At 34.5% G+C, this 17,437-nt stretch carries 16 protein-coding genes; 7 read left to right on the forward strand and 9 right to left on the reverse strand.

Annotation, left to right across the window (positions count from 1 at the left end; translation table 11 throughout):
* Positions 1-21: 21 nt before the first annotated feature.
* The 8 genes from J8281_RS00120 to ruvX form a co-directional block, all read right to left on the reverse strand.
* On the reverse strand, positions 22-972 hold the full coding sequence (locus J8281_RS00120) for a nitronate monooxygenase family protein (protein ID WP_210195555.1): 951 nt from the start codon (positions 970-972) through the stop codon (positions 22-24).
* A gap of 45 nt (positions 973-1,017) precedes the next feature.
* A complete protein-coding gene (gene mnmA, locus J8281_RS00125) occupies positions 1,018-2,205 on the reverse strand; it encodes a tRNA 2-thiouridine(34) synthase MnmA (protein WP_210195556.1) in 1,188 nt (395 codons plus the stop codon).
* Positions 2,206-2,653: 448 nt separating this feature from the next.
* Positions 2,654-3,340: a toxin-antitoxin system YwqK family antitoxin gene (locus tag J8281_RS00130; RefSeq protein WP_210195557.1), complete on the reverse strand. Its 687-nt coding sequence runs from the start codon at positions 3,338-3,340 to the stop codon at positions 2,654-2,656.
* A 150-nt stretch (positions 3,341-3,490) separates the two neighbouring features.
* Positions 3,491-5,386 carry a membrane protein insertase YidC gene (yidC, locus tag J8281_RS00135; RefSeq protein WP_210195558.1) on the reverse strand — a complete coding sequence of 632 codons (1,896 nt, stop codon included), beginning with the start codon at positions 5,384-5,386 and terminating at the stop codon, positions 3,491-3,493.
* Between the two features lie 90 nt (positions 5,387-5,476).
* Positions 5,477-7,120, reverse strand: a complete 1,644-nt coding sequence (locus tag J8281_RS00140; protein ID WP_210195559.1) for a CTP synthase — start codon at positions 7,118-7,120, stop codon at positions 5,477-5,479.
* Between the two features lie 207 nt (positions 7,121-7,327).
* A complete protein-coding gene (locus J8281_RS00145) occupies positions 7,328-7,747 on the reverse strand; it encodes a DUF5606 domain-containing protein (RefSeq protein WP_210195560.1) in 420 nt (139 codons plus the stop codon).
* 90 nt (positions 7,748-7,837) lie between these two features.
* A complete protein-coding gene (gene def, locus J8281_RS00150; RefSeq protein ID WP_210195561.1) occupies positions 7,838-8,428 on the reverse strand; it encodes a peptide deformylase in 591 nt (196 codons plus the stop codon).
* Positions 8,429-8,467: 39 nt separating this feature from the next.
* The gene (ruvX, locus tag J8281_RS00155; RefSeq protein ID WP_210195562.1) at positions 8,468-8,878 is read right to left on the reverse strand and encodes a Holliday junction resolvase RuvX; all 411 of its coding nucleotides are present in this window, start codon (positions 8,876-8,878) and stop codon (positions 8,468-8,470) included.
* Between the two features lie 125 nt (positions 8,879-9,003).
* On the opposite strand from ruvX, the gene J8281_RS00160 reads away from it, so the two are divergent.
* The 3 genes from J8281_RS00160 (at position 9,004) to J8281_RS00170 (ending at position 11,946) form a co-directional block, all read left to right on the forward strand.
* Positions 9,004-9,819, forward strand: a complete 816-nt coding sequence (locus J8281_RS00160) for a 2,3,4,5-tetrahydropyridine-2,6-dicarboxylate N-succinyltransferase (protein ID WP_210195563.1) — start codon at positions 9,004-9,006, stop codon at positions 9,817-9,819.
* Positions 9,820-9,888: 69 nt separating this feature from the next.
* Positions 9,889-10,950, forward strand: coding sequence for a glycosyltransferase family 9 protein (locus tag J8281_RS00165; RefSeq protein ID WP_210195564.1), 1,062 nt, complete (start codon positions 9,889-9,891; stop codon positions 10,948-10,950).
* A gap of 228 nt (positions 10,951-11,178) precedes the next feature.
* The gene (locus J8281_RS00170) at positions 11,179-11,946 is read left to right on the forward strand and encodes a glycosyltransferase family 2 protein (protein ID WP_210195565.1); all 768 of its coding nucleotides are present in this window, start codon (positions 11,179-11,181) and stop codon (positions 11,944-11,946) included.
* On the opposite strand, the gene J8281_RS00175 is transcribed toward J8281_RS00170, so the two are convergent.
* Positions 11,921-12,718 carry a Kdo domain containing protein gene (locus tag J8281_RS00175; protein ID WP_210195566.1) on the reverse strand — a complete coding sequence of 266 codons (798 nt, stop codon included), beginning with the start codon at positions 12,716-12,718 and terminating at the stop codon, positions 11,921-11,923. The two genes, J8281_RS00170 and J8281_RS00175, sit on opposite strands and share 26 nt — an antisense overlap.
* Positions 12,719-12,933: 215 nt before the next feature.
* On the opposite strand from J8281_RS00175, the gene J8281_RS00180 reads away from it, so the two are divergent.
* The 4 genes from J8281_RS00180 to J8281_RS00195 all read left to right on the forward strand — a co-directional run bounded on the left by J8281_RS00180 (position 12,934) and on the right by J8281_RS00195 (position 17,370).
* Positions 12,934-13,974, forward strand: coding sequence for a glycosyltransferase (locus tag J8281_RS00180; protein ID WP_210195567.1), 1,041 nt, complete (start codon positions 12,934-12,936; stop codon positions 13,972-13,974).
* A 184-nt stretch (positions 13,975-14,158) separates the two neighbouring features.
* Positions 14,159-15,268: a glycosyltransferase family 4 protein gene (locus tag J8281_RS00185; protein ID WP_210195568.1), complete on the forward strand. Its 1,110-nt coding sequence runs from the start codon at positions 14,159-14,161 to the stop codon at positions 15,266-15,268.
* Complete coding sequence (locus J8281_RS00190) at positions 15,261-15,830, forward strand: L-threonylcarbamoyladenylate synthase (RefSeq protein ID WP_210195569.1); 570 nt, start codon at positions 15,261-15,263, stop codon at positions 15,828-15,830. Before J8281_RS00185 ends, J8281_RS00190 begins: the two co-directional genes overlap by 8 nt.
* Positions 15,831-15,936: 106 nt before the next feature.
* Positions 15,937-17,370 carry a CCA tRNA nucleotidyltransferase gene (locus tag J8281_RS00195; RefSeq protein WP_210195570.1) on the forward strand — a complete coding sequence of 478 codons (1,434 nt, stop codon included), beginning with the start codon at positions 15,937-15,939 and terminating at the stop codon, positions 17,368-17,370.
* Positions 17,371-17,437: the final 67 nt, after the last annotated feature.

The following is a 17,437-nucleotide window of genomic DNA, read 5'->3' on the forward strand; positions in this document are numbered from 1 at the left end:
TTTGGAGTTAGTCGCAAAAGTTTAAACCAGTTCAGATAATTGATTCATTTTTTTTTGAGTTTCTTTAAATTCTCTAACCATATCGTCTACGATGGCTGCTGCCGGTTTAATATCGTGAATCAACCCCGAAACCTGACCTATCTCGAGTTCACCTTCTTCAAGATCTCCTTCAAACATGCCGCGCTTCGCTCTGGCTCTTCCCAACAACGTTTTTAGTGCTTCTACCGACGGGTTTTCTGTATAGAGTTTGACGATATCATCATAAAATTTGTTTTTTAACAAACGAACAGGCGCAAGCTCTTTTAAAGTTAGATGTGTATCGCCTTCTTTTGCACTAACCACCATGTTCTTAAAATCAATATGAGACGATGCTTCGTCACTTGCCACAAAACGACTTCCTACCTGTACAGCATCTGCGCCTAATGCCATTACTGCAAACATTGCCGCTCCTGTAGCAATGCCACCAGCAGCAATTAGCGGAATGTTGATTTTTTCTTTCACTATAGGAATCAATGTTAATGTAGTTGTTTCATCTCTACCATTGTGACCTCCAGCTTCAAAACCTTCAGCAACAATGGCGTCGACCCCGGCTTCTTGAGCTTTTAATGCAAATTTCAAACTACTAACTACATGTACTACAGTGACGTTCCTTTCCTTTAGATAGGATGTATATGTTTTTGGGTTTCCGGCAGAAGTAAATACAATCTTGACGCCTTCATCTATGATGATCTGAATAATCTCTTCTAAATTAGGATAGAGCATAGGAATGTTTACACCAAAAGGCTTATTGGTCGCTTCTTTACATTTTTGAATGTGAGTTCTTAAAACGTCTGGATACATAGAACCAGAACCAATAAGTCCTAAACCACCTGCATTACTAACGGCACTGGCCAGTTTCCAGCCACTGGCCCATATCATTCCTCCCTGAATAATGGGATACTGAATATCGAATAATTCTTTAATGTCCTTCATGTAGTAAAAAAGGTCTTAGTAGTATGATTAAACAATCCTGGCAAGTTACGAAATTACACCCGATCCCACGAGTTCCTCTCCGATATACCAAGCTACAAATTGCCCTTCTGTAATAGCACTTTGTTGATTTTCAAATACAACATACATACCAGAGTCCACCATATATAATGTTGCTTTGTCTAAAGGCTGTCTATATCTAATTCTCGCCATAACTTCAAGTTCTTCATCTACCTGAAGTTTCATATCTTCTCGTACCCAATGAAGTTCATCTTTGGCTATAAATAGTGCTTTTCTATATAAACCAGGGTGATTTTTACCTTGCCCTGTATAAATTGTATTGGTCTTTACATCTGTTTCTATGACAAACAACGGTTCTGGAGTGCCCCCTACGGCAAGTCCTTTTCGTTGTCCCTTTGTATAATAATGTGCACCCTGATGTTGACCTACAATTTTACCTTCATCAACGTTATAGTTATACTTTGCCGACAAAAATTTAAGCTCTTCTTTTTTTGATGTAAATTTTAAGGAGAGGGGTTCATATTTTTCTACCGATGAAGGTATTTCAATAATATTACCTTGTTTTGGTTGTAATTTTTGTTGTAAAAACTCGGGTAAACGAACTTTCCCTATAAAACATAGCCCCTGAGAATCTTTTTTATCTGCAGTGACCAGGTTTTGATTAGCAGCTATGGCTCTAACTTCAGATTTTAATAATTCGCCTATCGGAAAAAGTGTTCTTGCCAGTTGTTGTTGTGATAATTGACACAAGAAATACGACTGATCCTTATTTGGGTCTTTTCCTGAAAGTAAACGATGTATATCTTTCCCTTGTTGGGTAATAGTATCCTTTCTACAATAGTGGCCTGTAGCTACAAAATCTGCACCTAATGATAAGGCAATCTTAAGAAACACATCAAATTTAATTTCTCGATTACACAATATGTCGGGATTAGGAGTACGCCCTTTTTCATATTCATTAAACATGTAGTCAACAATACGCTCTTTATATTGAGCACTTAAATCAACCGTTTGAAAAGGTATACCTAATTTTTCTGCAACCAGGAGCGCATCATTACTATCATCGAGCCATGGGCATTCATCAGAAATAGTAACCGAATCATCGTGCCAGTTTTTCATAAACAGCCCAATGACTTCATATCCTTGTTGCTTCAATAAGTAAGCTGCTACGCTAGAGTCTACTCCACCAGACAAACCTACAATAACTCGTTTCATCACCTTATTATGTTATATATTTTAATTAGATACGTTTAAATTTTATTAATTTCTTAATAATAAAATACTTATAAAAATTGAGAACGTATGTAACCACTTCGTTCTCTCTCTTTAAGAATTTTAAACATTCCCCTTGGTGAAGTAATTTTTAAATTTCTTACTATTTGTTTTATGCAAAAATAAGAAATAAAAAAGGGTTATCTGAGAAGTTTTGAATATGAACTGATTTGGGTTTTCTGCGAGATGTCTTGATGATAAGTTTATTGACTGTCTGTTATTATACCTCAAATTTAACTAAGAAGTCATTCTGAATTCATTTCAGGATCTCATTAAGTTATTTTCAGCAAATTGAGATGAGAAGCTGAAACGAGTTATGCTTGACGCAAACTGTTTAGGTCAAATTACGGATATTCGTTATAAGTTTTAAAAATATTCAAGATCTGAACTACTACGATCCATTTTTTTGTAATGGAAACTGCTTCTGTTCTATTAATTTCCCGTTTTCATAATACTTCCAGATACCATCTTTACGATCCTTTTTATATGTTCCTTCTATAATCAATTCTCCTTGAGTGTCATAATATTTAGTGTCACCATGCAATTGATCATTTTCATAAGTAAATTCTTTAAGAAGGGTTCCTTTTTCAGAATACATCATTCGTTTACCTTGTCGTTTACCATCGACATATGTAGTTTTCTCAGTTAACTGTCCGTTTTCAAAATACGTAAGCTGTTGACCATCTAACTTTCCGGATTGATATGCTTCGGTCATCATGAGTTTGTTTGACCCATTGTGGTAATATTTCCAAATTCCAACCCTATCTTTATTGACCATTTGTCCTTTGCTAATAACTTCTCCTTTGGCAGTAAAATAGGTTAATTGTATAGTGTCGTTATCTTTAGAAAAAACTTTAATAGCTGTCGGGGTTTTACCACCACTAGGCTTATAAAACTTGAATTCGCCTATCTCTTTTCCATGCTCAAAGGTTCCTTCATATCTAAGCTGATCACTATTATCGTATTTTTTTTGCCATTTTCCGTGTCGTTTTCCTTCGGCATCGAACGCATTAAACTCTTGACCCAATAAGGTAAAACATGTGAGCATTGCTATACAACATAAAAACATACTACGCATAATCATAGGTTTTGAGACCTTGTCAATTCTTGTTTACTTTCTCTATTTCAACGAAATTATTTTTCAAAAAGTGTACCAGGATTTTTATACCAAATTAACAAAACTAATATAAAACAAAAAAGCTCCCATTGTAGGAGCTTTTTGTAAAACTTATCGCTTTTTAGCATTTTTTTGCTGTTCGGCTTGTTCCATAAGTTCTTTCATTTTCTTTTGAAACTTACCCTGTTTTTTAGGTTTCTTTTTATTTTCCTGAATTTTTGCGTGAATTTTATCTTCGTCGATGATCACATTTTTGATCACCAACATAATTCCGATAGTAATTAAATTGGAAACAAAATAATATAAAGATAGCCCACTTGCATAGTTATTGAAGAAAAACAGCATCATCACCGGCGACAAATACATAATAAATTTCATATTAGGCATTCCCGGTTGTTGAGTTTGCATGGTTTGCCCTGTAGTCATCGTCATATAAATAAAGATAGCCACAGAAGCCAAAATAGGAAACAAACTTATATGATCCCCATAAAAAGGTATATCAAAAGGGAGCTTTGCTATGGTATCATAACTTGACAGATCATCTGCCCATAGAAAACTTTTTTGTCGTAATTCAAATGCGCTTGGAAAGAAATTGAACAACGCATAAAATACTGGTATTTGCATTAAGGCCGGTAAACAACCACTCATTGGATTAACCCCGGCTTTACCGTATAAAGCCATGGTCTCTTGTTGTTTCTTCATGGCATTATCCTTATACTTTTCGTTAATCTCTGTAATCTCTGGTCGTAGAACTTTCATTTTGGCTTGAGACAAATATGATTTGTATGTTACCGGAGAAAGTATAATGCGCACAATGATAGTCATAACGATTATCGAAATTCCGTAAGGAAGAAAGCCACTTAAAAAACTAAAAAATGGAATAAATAAATACTTGTTAATCACTCCAAAAATTCCCCATCCTAAAGGTACAACCTCATCTAAATTTCTATCGTAGTTATTTAAAATACTATAATCTGTAGGACCATAATACCAGTCCATAGCATAGTTGAGTTCTCCTCCCTGTAAAGCTAGCGGCATCGTAGCCGAAAATTCTTTGGTTACTTTTATATCCTTATCGTCAAGATCGCTCGAATCTGCTATATTTTTAGAAGTAAAAGCAGCGGTTTCAAAGGGAGTATCTGTAAGTAATATAGAAGTAAAAAAATGTTGTTTAAAAGCTATCCAGCTCACATCTTGCTCTTCGTCATCTGTAAACTCTCCCTGCCCAAGATAATCATCTTTATCACCGTCGTATTCGTATAATATTTCGGTATAACGATTTTCGTAGGTTGCACTTTTAGCATGTCGTATGGCTTGTAATTTCCAATCCAGACTAACCGTTTGACTACTATTAATCACCTGTTGTAAACCTTGTGACCGTATGGTAAAATCTACCATATATTCATTTGGTTTTATTTCATATCGATATTCTAGAAACTGGGTATCTGAAACCTTCAGTTTCATGGATAAGATAGTATTCTCCCCGTTTTTTGTTACTGTAGGTTCAAAAAATAAATTTTCAGTATTTAAAATCCTGTTATCTGTAGTTCCAAAATTAATATTGAAGGATGCATTTTGACCATCTTTTATAAGATACAGTGGAACAGAATCGTAGGTTTTAAAATTCTTTAACAAGGCTTCTGAAATATACCCTCCGCGATTGCTAACTTTTAAGCGCAACACTTCATTTTCAACTGTGGTAGTAGTTTCTTTAGCAGAAGGCAAACTAGCAGAATAGGCAAACGCTCCTAATTGAGATTTCGCTGCCACAAGAGCCATCGAGTCTTGTGGATTAACCGCTATGACTTCACCACTTTTTGCTACAAATTGTGAAGCAGTATCTACGTTCTCTCCTTTTTTTTCTAGCGCTATTTGTTCTTCTTTGGCTTTTTTCTGGGCTTCTATTTCTTCTGGTGTAGGTTGGTTTTGATAAAACATAAAAGCTACAATCCCAAAAATAAGTGTAAATCCTATAATCGAGTTAAGGTCAAATTTCTTTTCTTCCATTGATGTACGTATAAAAAGCTTTGAAAGTAAGATGATTTCAAAAAGCTTTTAAAATTATATATTGTTTATTGTTGTCAATTATCCAGCCAATTACAACCCCTGTGACACTTTGGCACTTTTAGTATGTTCTGCATACGCTACTGCTGCCTTTACGAACGCAATAAATAAGGGATGTGGGTTGGCTACGGTACTTTTGTATTCGGGATGATATTGTACACCTACAAACCAGGGATGATCAGCAATCTCAATAATCTCAACTAAACCTGTTTTGGGATTGATCCCTGTAGTTTTAAGACCTGCCTTTTCTAATTGCTCTTTATATTCATTATTATATTCGTATCGGTGACGGTGCCTTTCTGATATCAATTTTTCTTGATATGCTTCAAATACCTTACTATCTTGTGTTAATTCACAATCCCAGGCTCCTAAACGCATGGTACCACCCATATCGGTAATACTTTTTTGCTCTTCCATCAAATTAATGACCGGATGCGGGGTGGTTTCATTAACTTCTACAGAACATGCGTTGGTAAGCCCTAATACGTTTCGAGAATATTCGATAACGGCCATTTGCATGCCCAGACATATTCCAAAAAATGGTAATTTTTGTTCCCTTGCAAATTGAACCGCTTTTATTTTACCTTCTATTCCGCGTTCTCCAAACCCGGGAGCAACCAGGATTCCGTCTAAATGAGCTATTTTTTTAGTAATAGTATCATCATCAATATATTCTGAATGAATACTTACTACATTAACCTTTACCTCATTCTCTGCTCCTGCATGTATAAATGCCTCGAGTATAGACTTGTATGAATCTTGTAATTCGACATACTTCCCCACTAATCCTATGGTAACTTCGTGTTTAGGGTTTTTGTGCTTTGTCAAGAAAATGTTCCATTTCTCCAAATTAGGGGTATCGTCATCCCGTAGCACCAATTGGTTTAGAACCACAGTATCCAGCCCTTCTTCTAACATCAAATTGGGCACATCATATATGGTAGAAGCATCTATCGATTGTATGACCGCTTCTTTTTTTACGTTACAAAACAGCGCAAGTTTTCTACGCAAATCGTCAGACAGTTCATGCTCGGTTCTACATACCAAAACATCAGCCTTAATACCACTTTCCATCAATGTTTTTACGCTGTGCTGGGTAGGTTTGGTTTTTAGTTCTCCTGCAGCAGAAAGATAAGGAATTAAAGTAAGGTGAATAACCAATGCGTTGGTATCGCCGAGTTCCCATTTTAATTGCCGAACAGCTTCAATATAAGGTAAAGATTCTATATCTCCTACGGTTCCCCCTATTTCTGTGATTACAATATCATACTTACCACTTTTACCTAAGATTTGGATACGTTCTTTAATCTCGTTAGTAATATGTGGTACTACTTGCACTGTTTTCCCTAAAAATTCTCCTCGCCTTTCTTTTTCTATAACACTTTGATAAATTCTACCGGTAGTTACATTATTGGCCTGTGAAGTAGGTGTATTTAAAAAACGCTCGTAATGCCCTAAATCAAGATCCGTCTCGGCTCCGTCATCGGTTACATAACATTCGCCATGCTCGTACGGATTTAAAGTTCCGGGATCGACATTTATATACGGATCCAATTTTTGTATTGTAACCCTGTAACCTCTTGCTTGCAACAATTTAGCCAGAGATGCAGCTATGATTCCTTTTCCTAATGATGAGGAAACGCCCCCGGTCACAAAAACATATTTGGTATTCGCCATGAAAATTTAACTATTTGTATAACATCTGTGAATTCTGCGCAAAAATACAAAGAAGTAAGGAAACGTAACTTCGAAAACTAAGCAATATTTCTAGAACTTATCCATAAACACTCAACAATCTAAACGACTGATAATCAAATACCATTTCAATATAAAAACGAAATCCTGTAGATTGAACAGGATGTTGCTTTTGAATAGGATATATTTTTATTCTTCTTCTGAATTTTCTTTTTCTTTGGGCTCAGTAAAATCTGTTATTCCTTTTTCCTGAAGAATATTATACCATTGGATGACTTTTTTCATATCACTAGCATACACTCGATCTTCATCATAATCGGGTAATACTTCGCTAAAATAAGCCTCGAGTTTATCTTTAGACTCTTTATGACTAATAGCCTGGCCACCATTTTCTTTTTCCTGAATTTTATTAAAAATTTCTCTTAGTGGTACCTCTTCAGTAAATGTGTAAATAGCAATCTCACTAAGAACACTTACATTATGTCGTATACTTACTGATATTTTTTTTCCGTCTAACAGTGACTCTGCTAAAAAACCACTGCGTGTTTGAGTTTTTAACTCATACAGACCTGGTTTTCCTGAAATTGCTAATATTTTGTCTAAGTTCATATCCTATCTTTTCAAAGTCGGCAAATATCTGCAGTTCGTTTTAAAAAATCAAACATTTGTCAATATAATATTTCTTGTAAAACCTCTCTTTTATCTTCTTTTTTTAACTGACGGAAAACGCATTCGATAATCTGCATTTACTTTTCCTTTGGTAATATTGGTTAATTTCCCTTTAATTAAACGTTTTTTGAGACTAGATAGTTTATCGGTAAATAAGATCCCTTCTATATGATCATATTCATGCTGAATTACTCTTGCAATCAGGCCCTCATAAACTTCGGTATGTTTTACAAAATTTTCATCAAAATACGTAATCTTTACAGTCTCATTTCGAAAAACATCTTCTCGAATATCGGGTATACTAAGACATCCTTCGGTAAATGACCATTCGTTTCCGGTTTCCTCGATTATCGTAGCATTGATAAATACCTGTTTAAAATTTTTCAATTGCTCTCTATCATCTTCAGACAATTCTTCATCTTCGGCAAAGGGGGCAGTATCCACCAAAAATAAACGAATGGGCAACCCTATTTGAGGTGCTGCCAGCCCTACACCATGCGCCGCATACATGGTTTCAAACATATTCGCGAGCAATTCGTTAAGTTGGGGATATGCTGTATCTATTTCCTTCGCTTTTTTCTTTAATACAGGGTCTCCGTAGGCTACAATAGGAAGTATCATATGTAATGAATAATATTTATTTTTATTTAACTTAATTTGCTACAGATTATAAAGATAGTCTTGCAATATAATCGTAGCACTTATTTGATCAACCAACGCTTTATCTCTTCGTTTCTTTTTAGAAATTCCGCTAGTAATCATGGTATCAAACGCAATTTTTGATGTAAAACGTTCATCTATCCTTTTCACAGGAATTTTGGGAAATTCGTGATGTAACTTTTTTAAAAAAGGAATAATATACTGTTCACTTTCTGAAGCTTCACCGTGTAATCTTTTGGGTTCTCCTATTACAAAAAGTTCGACATCTTCTTTTGATGTATATTCTATTAACCACGATATCATGTTTTTAGTATCAACAGTAGTTAATCCAGAAGCAATGATCTTAGATTCATCTGTAACAGCGATACCACACCGCTTTTGCCCATAATCTATTGCCAAAATTCGCGCCATTCTTTTTTTGCAAAAATAGGATAATCTACCAAATAACCACTCGATTTATTAATGGTTTCCTAAAATATGGTTAATCCCTACTTTTTTCAGATGAAGCTATTATATTTACCAAAATTTTTAAATGCATGAACCAACTACAGGAAATTATAGAGAAAGCCTGGGATAACAGAGCTCTCTTAAAAGAATCAGATACCCAAAAAGCGATTCGGGAAGTTTTAGATTTATTAGATTCGGGAACATTAAGAGTAGCAGAACCAACTGGATCGGGTTGGCAAGTAAATGAATGGATTAAAAAAGCGGTAGTGCTGTATTTTCCTATTCAAAAGATGAAAACTTTAGAAGCAGGTATATTCGAGTATCACGATAAAATTCCGTTAAAACGAGGATACGAAGCCAAAGGAATACGAGTGGTACCTAATGCGGTTGCCAGACATGGGGCTTTCATCTCTCAAGGTACTATTTTAATGCCAAGCTACGTAAATATTGGTGCTTATGTAGATGAAGGAACGATGGTAGATACCTGGGCTACTGTTGGTAGTTGTGCACAAATCGGTAAAAATGTTCATCTCAGTGGTGGTGTAGGTATTGGCGGGGTTTTAGAACCTTTACAAGCTGCGCCAGTGATTATTGAAGATAATGCTTTTATAGGATCTCGATGTATTGTCGTTGAAGGTGTAAAAGTAGAAAAAGAAGCGGTTCTTGGAGCCAACGTAGTGCTTACCGCATCAACTAAAATAATTGACGTTACCGGAGACACTCCTGTAGAAAAGAAAGGGGTCGTACCTTCGGGATCTGTTGTAATTCCTGGTAGCTATAGTAAACAATTTACCGCCGGAACGTATAATGTTCCTTGTGCATTGATTATTGGTAGACGAAAAGAAAGTACCGATAAGAAAACATCATTGAACGATGCACTTCGTGAATACGATGTAGCTGTTTAAAATTTAAGTGGTACAATGATCTGAGCTTGTCCACCATAAGGACAGGCTCATCTTTTTAATTGATAGTCGATGAAAATTCTAGTTATTCAGCAAAAAATGATGGGTGATGTACTTACCAGTACCATCATTTGTGAAGTTTTGCGTAAAGAATATCCCGACGCCAGAATCGATTATTTGGTCAACTCAAGTACTCGACCAGTAGTTGCAGAAAATAAATTTTTCGACAACATTGTAGAATTCAAACCTGTATATAGAGATAGTAAAATTGAATTTTATCGTTTTTTGTTAACTATCCGTAAAACAAAATATGATCGTGTTATCGATGCCTATGGTAAATTAGAAAGTAATCTTATCGCTTTATTTTCAGGAGCTCCTGAAAAAATATCTTTTTATAAGTGGTATACTCAATTTATATACACAAAAACAATACATAGAGTTTCACAACCCATTACCAATGCTAGTACTGCTATAGAAAATAGACTTCGACTTGTTTTTCCTGAAAATAGAATTACTTCAGAAATTGTAAAACCTAAAATTTATCTTACTGAAGAAGAAAAGGAAAAGGCCAAAGAATTTCTAGAATCCAATGATATTGATTTAAAAAAACCTCTAGTCATGATTAGCGTGATTGGTAGCGAAGAAAGTAAAACATTACCTCTAGAATACATGGCAAAAGTAATTGATGAAATTGTGAATACATCGGGGGCTAACATACTATTCAATTACATTCCAAATCAGGAAAAAGATGCTCGTACCGTGTATAACTTGACCAATTATAAAACACAACAGCATATTCACTTTGATGTTTTTGCAAAAAGTCTTCGTGGCTTTATTGCAATCTTGTCTCATTGCAATGTTTTGGTGGGTAATGAAGGTGGTGCTGTCAATATTGCTAAAGCCTTAGATGTTTCAACATTCACCATTTTCTCCCCCTGGATTATTAAAAATCATTGGAATATGTTTGAAGATAATGAAAAACACTTATCTGTACATCTCGCAGATTATATACCTTCCCTTTTTGCTAACAAAAGCGTTAAAGAATTAAAAAACACCTCAGTAGAACTTTATCCAAACTTTGAGCCCGAGCTATTCATTTATCAATTAAAAGAATTTCTTCATAAAAACTTATAAATTCTTGTACACTAATCTTTCAATTTTGAATAATTTAAAATACGTCTTTTAGTAGATTGAATACGAAATAAACACCGAAATTAGTATCGAACTCATCCCAAATTAACTATTTTTACTCGATAATCAAGATTTATATTTTTAGAGATTTGTCTCTGCATAAGAGTACGTTTTGAATTATATATCCCAAAGTAATCTATACACTAATTTTCGCTAAATAATATACAGCATATGGTGAAGCTCTCTGGAGTTGTTATTACATATAATGAAGAAAGAAAAATCGAAACATGCCTTGCTTCTCTGGCCGCTGTCGTAGATGAAATAGTCGTAGTCGATTCTTTTTCTACAGACCGTACAGAAGAAGTTTGTAAAAGATACAAGGTCAAATTTATCCAACAGCAATTCCTGGGATATAAAGAGCAGAAAAATTTTGCGATTACACAGGCTTCATATGATTATATTATTTCTCTTGACGGGGATGAAGCCTTATCTCCTGAGCTTCAAGAATCTCTTAAAAAATTGAAATCAAATTGGGTACATGATGGGTATTATATGAATCGCTATAATAATTTTTGTGGTCAATGGATCAATCACTCTGATTGGTATCCTGATAAAAAATTAAGAGCTTTTATAAAAGGAAAGGGCACGTGGAAAGGAATTAATCCTCACGATTCTTACAAACTACATTCCCCAAAAAATTGTGGTAAATTGAAAGGAGATATTCTACATTGGAATTACCCTACATACAGTGCATATAACAAACAGATAGAAAAATTCTCTACCATATCGGCACACTCATATTACCAATTAGGAAAAAAAGCTTCGCTTTGGAAAATTCTTTTCAATCCAAGCTGGGCATTTTTTAAGGCCTATTTTTTACGATTAGGTTTTCTAGACGGGCTTAACGGTTTTATTATTTGTGTTCAAACCGCAAATCTTACTTTTTTGAAATATATTAAATTGAGGGAGTTAACTAGATCGGAGCATCAGAAGAAATAGTTTTGTACTTCTTCTTCCAAAAAAAGATGCTTTTTTTAATTCTAATTTTACGATAAAACTTGTGCTGAAACGCTTTGGTAGATGACCACATTAGATCGAATATGATTGCCTCATCCTCCCCTGTGCATCGCGCGTACTCATTACTCATAATTTTAATCATAGATTTATGGATCGTTAGCTTGGCAAAATTACGTATCCTGGTTTCAAAATTCATTCTTCCAAACTGCATCCTGTTTAAGTCAACCAAATAAAAGTCATATCCGCTATTGGTTCTTTTGATCAAGGTATTACCTGGGGAATGATCTAAAAAATGCACGCCATTTTCGTGTAATCGATAAGTAAATCTTGTAAAAGCTCTCAGTATTTCTTCGTGATCAGGTATCTCGAAATCTGTAGTTAACTCTCTATACGTTAAATCATATTGCACCAATTCACTAATATAATAGCTCTTTTTAAACAAAATGGTCGATTGGCATATTTGATAAGCTACAGGAAATGGTGTATTAATTCCTAAGTCCAAAAGTTTAAGGGCATAAGTGTACGATCTTTCTGCTTTTGAAGCTCTAAAAAACCGATACACTATTTGATTAATTACATTAGGAACCTTAAATGATTTAATAGCCAACTTTTTGTTATCGCTTTTTACAATTTTTATAACATTACGTTCTGCTGCTCCTAAAATATCTTCATAAGTATCGAAATGATCAATAGCATCAAGCAAGTCTTTTCTCAAAGATGCGTATGAAGGATTAAGTATAAATTTGTTTGGCATAAAACGTTGTATTGACCTAGGACTATTTTCTATTGCATTATACTATTGCAAATATATTAGAATTAAATGGTATTGCAGATCAAACTTCTTTCTAGAAACAAATTATTGAACTGATTTAATAAAATAAAGTTAATTACAAATTGTACTGATAATTTTTAAATAGTTTGATACATTTACTTCATATTTTATGCTAAGAGATGACCAAAAATAATACAATGAAGGTAGTTCAGGTTATAGATCAATTGCATTTAGGAGGTGCAGAACGAGTATGTGTAAATCTAGTGAACGTTCTGAATAGAAACCAGGTTTCAGTAAAATTAATAGTTCTTAGCGATGACGGACCACTATTTGACTTGGTAGATGACGGTGTAGAAGTCATCTGCCTTAATAAAGGTAACAGTAAATTTAAAGCGTACAAGCAATTTGTAAAGCATGTAAAGCGTGATGATATTATTCACACCCATATGCGGGCAAACTATAGGTTTGTAAGAAAAGCTTTTCTGTTTTTTGGAGGGAAAAAACCAATTATTTTACATGACCATTATGGAAAAATAATGGTCAATCAAAAAGTTCCCAAATTTTTCAGATTTATATTAAAACCTCAATTTTACATAGGCTGTTCTAAACTTTTAACGCAGTGGGCTGTTCAAAAGGTAAAAATAGATCCTAGCAGGGTTTTTTTAGTCAATAATTTTGTAGTACCGCATGATCCTAATAGTGAAGGCAAACATAAAAAGCAAGGATTGGTTCTAGTAGGCAGCCTTAAACGGGTTAAAAACCACAAATTTGCTATTGATATTACAAAAGCTTTAGACAAAGAACTAACAATTTACTGTCCTGCTTTAACCAGTCAAAAAAATTACTATAAAGAATTAATGTCTTATCTTGAAGAAATTGGTTTCGAAGAAAAGGTTCATTTTATTACAGGGTGCACCGATGTACAAGCTGAATTGAAAAAGTATGAATTAGCTTTGCTAACTTCAACCTCAGAAGGTGATCCCCTTGCTTTGATTGAATATATTGCTCAGGGTATTCCATTTTTAAGCTCTAACGTAGGTGAGGCTGTAAAAATTATAAAAGAATATTTTCCATTTTTAATTCAGGAAAATTTTGAAGTTAGTCAATGGGTAGAGAACTACCATAGAGCCATTACGATTACTCCTGAGGAAATAGAAAAAATTTATAATAAACACTTCTCTCATCAACTGTATTTGAAAAAATACTTAGATATTTATGAACAAATACTAAATAGTTAAAGACATCCAACAATAGTATTGTTTAATCAAAATGATAGAGCTGGTTTAAATCATCTTATTTGAATTATCCATGTACAAGATTTACTTTTGTAACACATGTTTGTTAAAGTAAATTCTTCTAAATGACCATACATGAATATCAAATACAGCTTAAAATAACGTCTAACTATTGCAAAATCTTACTATGCACATTCTACATCTATCTGCAGTCACCAATTGGGGCGGTGGCGAAAATCATATAGAAAATCTATGCTTTGAATTAGGCGAATCTCATCCCGAAATTAAAAATACAATTTTATGTGCTCGTGATACACCTTTTCATAAAAGGTTAGAAAAAACAACGCTTTCTTATATTACAGCGCCATTAAAAATTAAGATTGATCCAAGGTACTTTTTAAAAATAGGTGCTTTTTGTAAAAGAGAAGGTGTAGATCTTATTCATATACACGAGCCCAGTGCTTTATTTGCAGCCATACTGGCCGACAAAATTTACGACCTACCCCCCTTTGTATTTAGCAAAAAAACATCGTTCCCTATAAAACAAAGAAAAAAGACTTTATTTAAATATAATTACTCTAAGATCAAAAAAATACTGTGTGTTTCTAAAGAAACTCAAAAAATAGCCGAGAAAGCTATTATAGATCAAGATAAGCTACTAACCATCTATCATGGTACCAATCTAAAAACCAAAAGCACGGCTACCGATTTTCTGTTACGAGAACGCTATGAAATCCCTAAGCATAAAACTATTATTGGTAATATTGGTAATCATATAAAAGCCAAGCATTTAGAAACCTTTATCGATGTGGTGAATAGTATAGTAAACACTCATAAAAATTTAAATTTTATGTTTATCCAAATAGGAACCTTTTCTGAAAGAACGGATGCCCTGTTAGAAAAAGTAAAAGCGTTACATCTTGATGATCACATCATTTTTATGGGCTACACGGCAAATGCTTCAAATTTTATTCCGCAGTTTGATATTAGCCTTATCACTTCTCAAAGTGAAGGAATTCCACAATTTATCTATGAATCGATGTATCATAAAACTCCCGTTATCAGTACAAGTGTAGGAGGTATTCCTGAAGCTATTGAACATGAAGTAAATGGTTTGCTAGCACCCGCATATGATTCTGAAACTTTGGTAAAACACATATTCACCCTATCGCAAAACGAAGAATTATCAACCTCATTCACCGAAAAAAGCTATTCTAAACTTTTACAAACATTTACCACCCAAAAAATGGCCGAACAAACATTAAAAGTTTATAAAACCATAGTAAACCATGACTGATCAAAGTACAGAAATTGAAAAAACAATTGCTATATTAAAAAAAGGAGGAATTATTCTCTATCCAACCGATACCGTGTGGGGCGTCGGGTGTGACGCTACTAATGCTGAAGCCATAGACAAGATATTTGCTTTAAAAGAAAGAGAGGAAAGTAAATCCATGATTTGCCTGGTAAACGATTTTAAAATGTTGCAACAGTATGTTGAAGAAGTTCCGGAGGTTGCATATGATGTACTAAAATATGCTTCAAAACCCACTACTATAATTTATGATAGGCCTCTTAGAGTTGCAGAAAATCTAATTGCACAAGATAATACTTTGGCCATTCGGGTTGCAAGAGATCTCTTTTGCGGAAAACTAATCAAAAAATTTAAACGACCCATAGTGTCTACCTCTGCTAACATAAGCGGTATGCCTACACCAAAAAACTTCGAAGAAATTTCTGCTACGATTTTGGAAGGCGTTGACTATGTCGTAAATTTGCCGTTACAAAAAAAAGGTGCTAAACCTTCTTCGATCATTAAAATCGGAAACGACAGCACGGTCAAAATTATAAGGAAATAAGCGATCTCTGGTAAGACTCGTGAAGCACTACATTGAAAACATTAATTCGCAATTCGGAGGGCAAACCTCGGAACTGTAAAATCTCGATTATCGAGTAAAGAGATTCATGTCGGAAGCTAAAATTTATAAAGAAGCCCTACACCATCCAATTTTTGATACGATTTCAAAAGCAACTGCTCAACTTGACCTAGAAAGTTATGTTATTGGCGGTTTTGTTCGTGATTTCTTGTTGCGAAGGGGAACAGCCAAAGATATTGATATTGTTACAGTGGGTAGCGGTATACTATTGGCTAAACAAGTATCTCAACTCTTACCAAAATCTCCCAAAGTTCAGGTTTTTAAAACATATGGAACGGCGATGCTAAAAACAGGTGATATAGCGATAGAATTTGTTGGAGCGCGCAAAGAATCGTACACCGCAGATAGCCGGAATCCTGTGGTAGAAAACGGAACTCTTCAGGATGATCAAAATCGAAGGGATTTTACCATAAATGCAATGGCTCTGGGGATATCCCCGAAAAATTTTGGAAGATTATTAGATCCATTTAACGGTATTGATGATTTGCATTCAAAAATTGTTCGAACCCCGCTAGATCCAGATATTACATATTCAGACGATCCATTGCGCATGATGAGAGCTATCAGATTTGCAACACAACTTGGATTCAAAATAGAAAATGAGTCGTTCGACGCTATATCCCGAAATAAAGAACGTATCACTATAATTACCAAAGAGCGTATTGTAGACGAATTGCATAAGATTCTATTGAGTGATCAACCCTCTATCGGCTTTAAATTATTGGAAAAAACCGGGCTTTTGCATTTTATCCTACCCGAACTTGTCGCACTAAAAGGAATAGATGAAATTGAAGGACAACGACATAAAGATAATTTCTATCACACCCTAGAAGTTGTTGATAATATTGCCAAAAATACCGATGACCTTTGGCTACGATGGGCGGCTTTACTTCATGATATTGGTAAGGCGCCTACTAAAAAATTTAATAAAAAAGTGGGTTGGACGTTTCATGGTCATGAGTTCGTAGGGTCCAAAATGGTTTATAAATTATTCAAACGCCTAAGAATGCCGCTTAATGAGAAAATGAAGTTTGTTCAAAAAATGGTTTTGATGAGCTCTCGTCCGATAGCTATTGCCAGCGATGTCACAGATGCCGCAGTTCGTAGATTGGTTTTTGATGCAGGCGATTTTATTGAAGAATTAATGACACTCTGCGAGGCAGACATCACTACAAAAAATCAAAAAAAATTCAAAAGATATCATAACAATTTCAAAAATGTACGGCATAAAATGATTGAAGTTGAAGAACGTGATCAGATTCGTAACTTTCAACCACCGGTTACTGGTGAAGAAATTATGAAAACGTTTCAACTAAAACCGTCAAGAGAAATAGGTATCATCAAAGAAGCAATAAAAGAAGCAATTCTGGAAGGTGAAATCCCAAATGAGCATGAAGCAGCGTTCGAGTTTATGATTCAAAAAGGGAAAGATTTAGGGTTAGTAGTGAATAGTGAGCAATAGAGCTACAGAGTTTTGAAGTTTCAGAGTTTTAAAGTTCCGAAGTGAATTTAACAATTTTAAAAATATA

The organism is Aquimarina sp. U1-2 (assembly GCF_017897595.1).
In the GTDB taxonomy this organism is placed as follows: domain Bacteria; phylum Bacteroidota; class Bacteroidia; order Flavobacteriales; family Flavobacteriaceae; genus Aquimarina.

Excerpts from the sequence above, each read along its gene's own strand:
- J8281_RS00120 (WP_210195555.1), bottom strand. The coding sequence starts at position 972 with ATGAAGGACATTAAAGAATTATTCGATATTCAGTATCCCATTATTCAG.
- mnmA (WP_210195556.1), bottom strand. The coding sequence starts at position 2,205 with ATGAAACGAGTTATTGTAGGTTTGTCTGGTGGAGTAGACTCTAGCGTA.
- J8281_RS00130 (WP_210195557.1), bottom strand. The coding sequence starts at position 3,340 with ATGCGTAGTATGTTTTTATGTTGTATAGCAATGCTCACATGTTTTACC.
- yidC (WP_210195558.1), bottom strand. The coding sequence starts at position 5,386 with ATGGAAGAAAAGAAATTTGACCTTAACTCGATTATAGGATTTACACTT.
- J8281_RS00140 (WP_210195559.1), bottom strand. The coding sequence starts at position 7,120 with ATGGCGAATACCAAATATGTTTTTGTGACCGGGGGCGTTTCCTCATCA.
- J8281_RS00145 (WP_210195560.1), bottom strand. The coding sequence starts at position 7,747 with ATGAACTTAGACAAAATATTAGCAATTTCAGGAAAACCAGGTCTGTAT.
- def (WP_210195561.1), bottom strand. The coding sequence starts at position 8,428 with ATGATACTTCCTATTGTAGCCTACGGAGACCCTGTATTAAAGAAAAAA.
- ruvX (WP_210195562.1), bottom strand. The coding sequence starts at position 8,878 with ATGGCGCGAATTTTGGCAATAGATTATGGGCAAAAGCGGTGTGGTATC.
- J8281_RS00160 (WP_210195563.1), top strand. The coding sequence starts at position 9,004 with ATGAACCAACTACAGGAAATTATAGAGAAAGCCTGGGATAACAGAGCT.
- J8281_RS00165 (WP_210195564.1), top strand. The coding sequence starts at position 9,889 with ATGAAAATTCTAGTTATTCAGCAAAAAATGATGGGTGATGTACTTACC.
- J8281_RS00170 (WP_210195565.1), top strand. The coding sequence starts at position 11,179 with ATGGTGAAGCTCTCTGGAGTTGTTATTACATATAATGAAGAAAGAAAA.
- J8281_RS00175 (WP_210195566.1), bottom strand. The coding sequence starts at position 12,718 with ATGCCAAACAAATTTATACTTAATCCTTCATACGCATCTTTGAGAAAA.
- J8281_RS00180 (WP_210195567.1), top strand. The coding sequence starts at position 12,934 with ATGAAGGTAGTTCAGGTTATAGATCAATTGCATTTAGGAGGTGCAGAA.
- J8281_RS00185 (WP_210195568.1), top strand. The coding sequence starts at position 14,159 with ATGCACATTCTACATCTATCTGCAGTCACCAATTGGGGCGGTGGCGAA.
- J8281_RS00190 (WP_210195569.1), top strand. The coding sequence starts at position 15,261 with ATGACTGATCAAAGTACAGAAATTGAAAAAACAATTGCTATATTAAAA.
- J8281_RS00195 (WP_210195570.1), top strand. The coding sequence starts at position 15,937 with ATGTCGGAAGCTAAAATTTATAAAGAAGCCCTACACCATCCAATTTTT.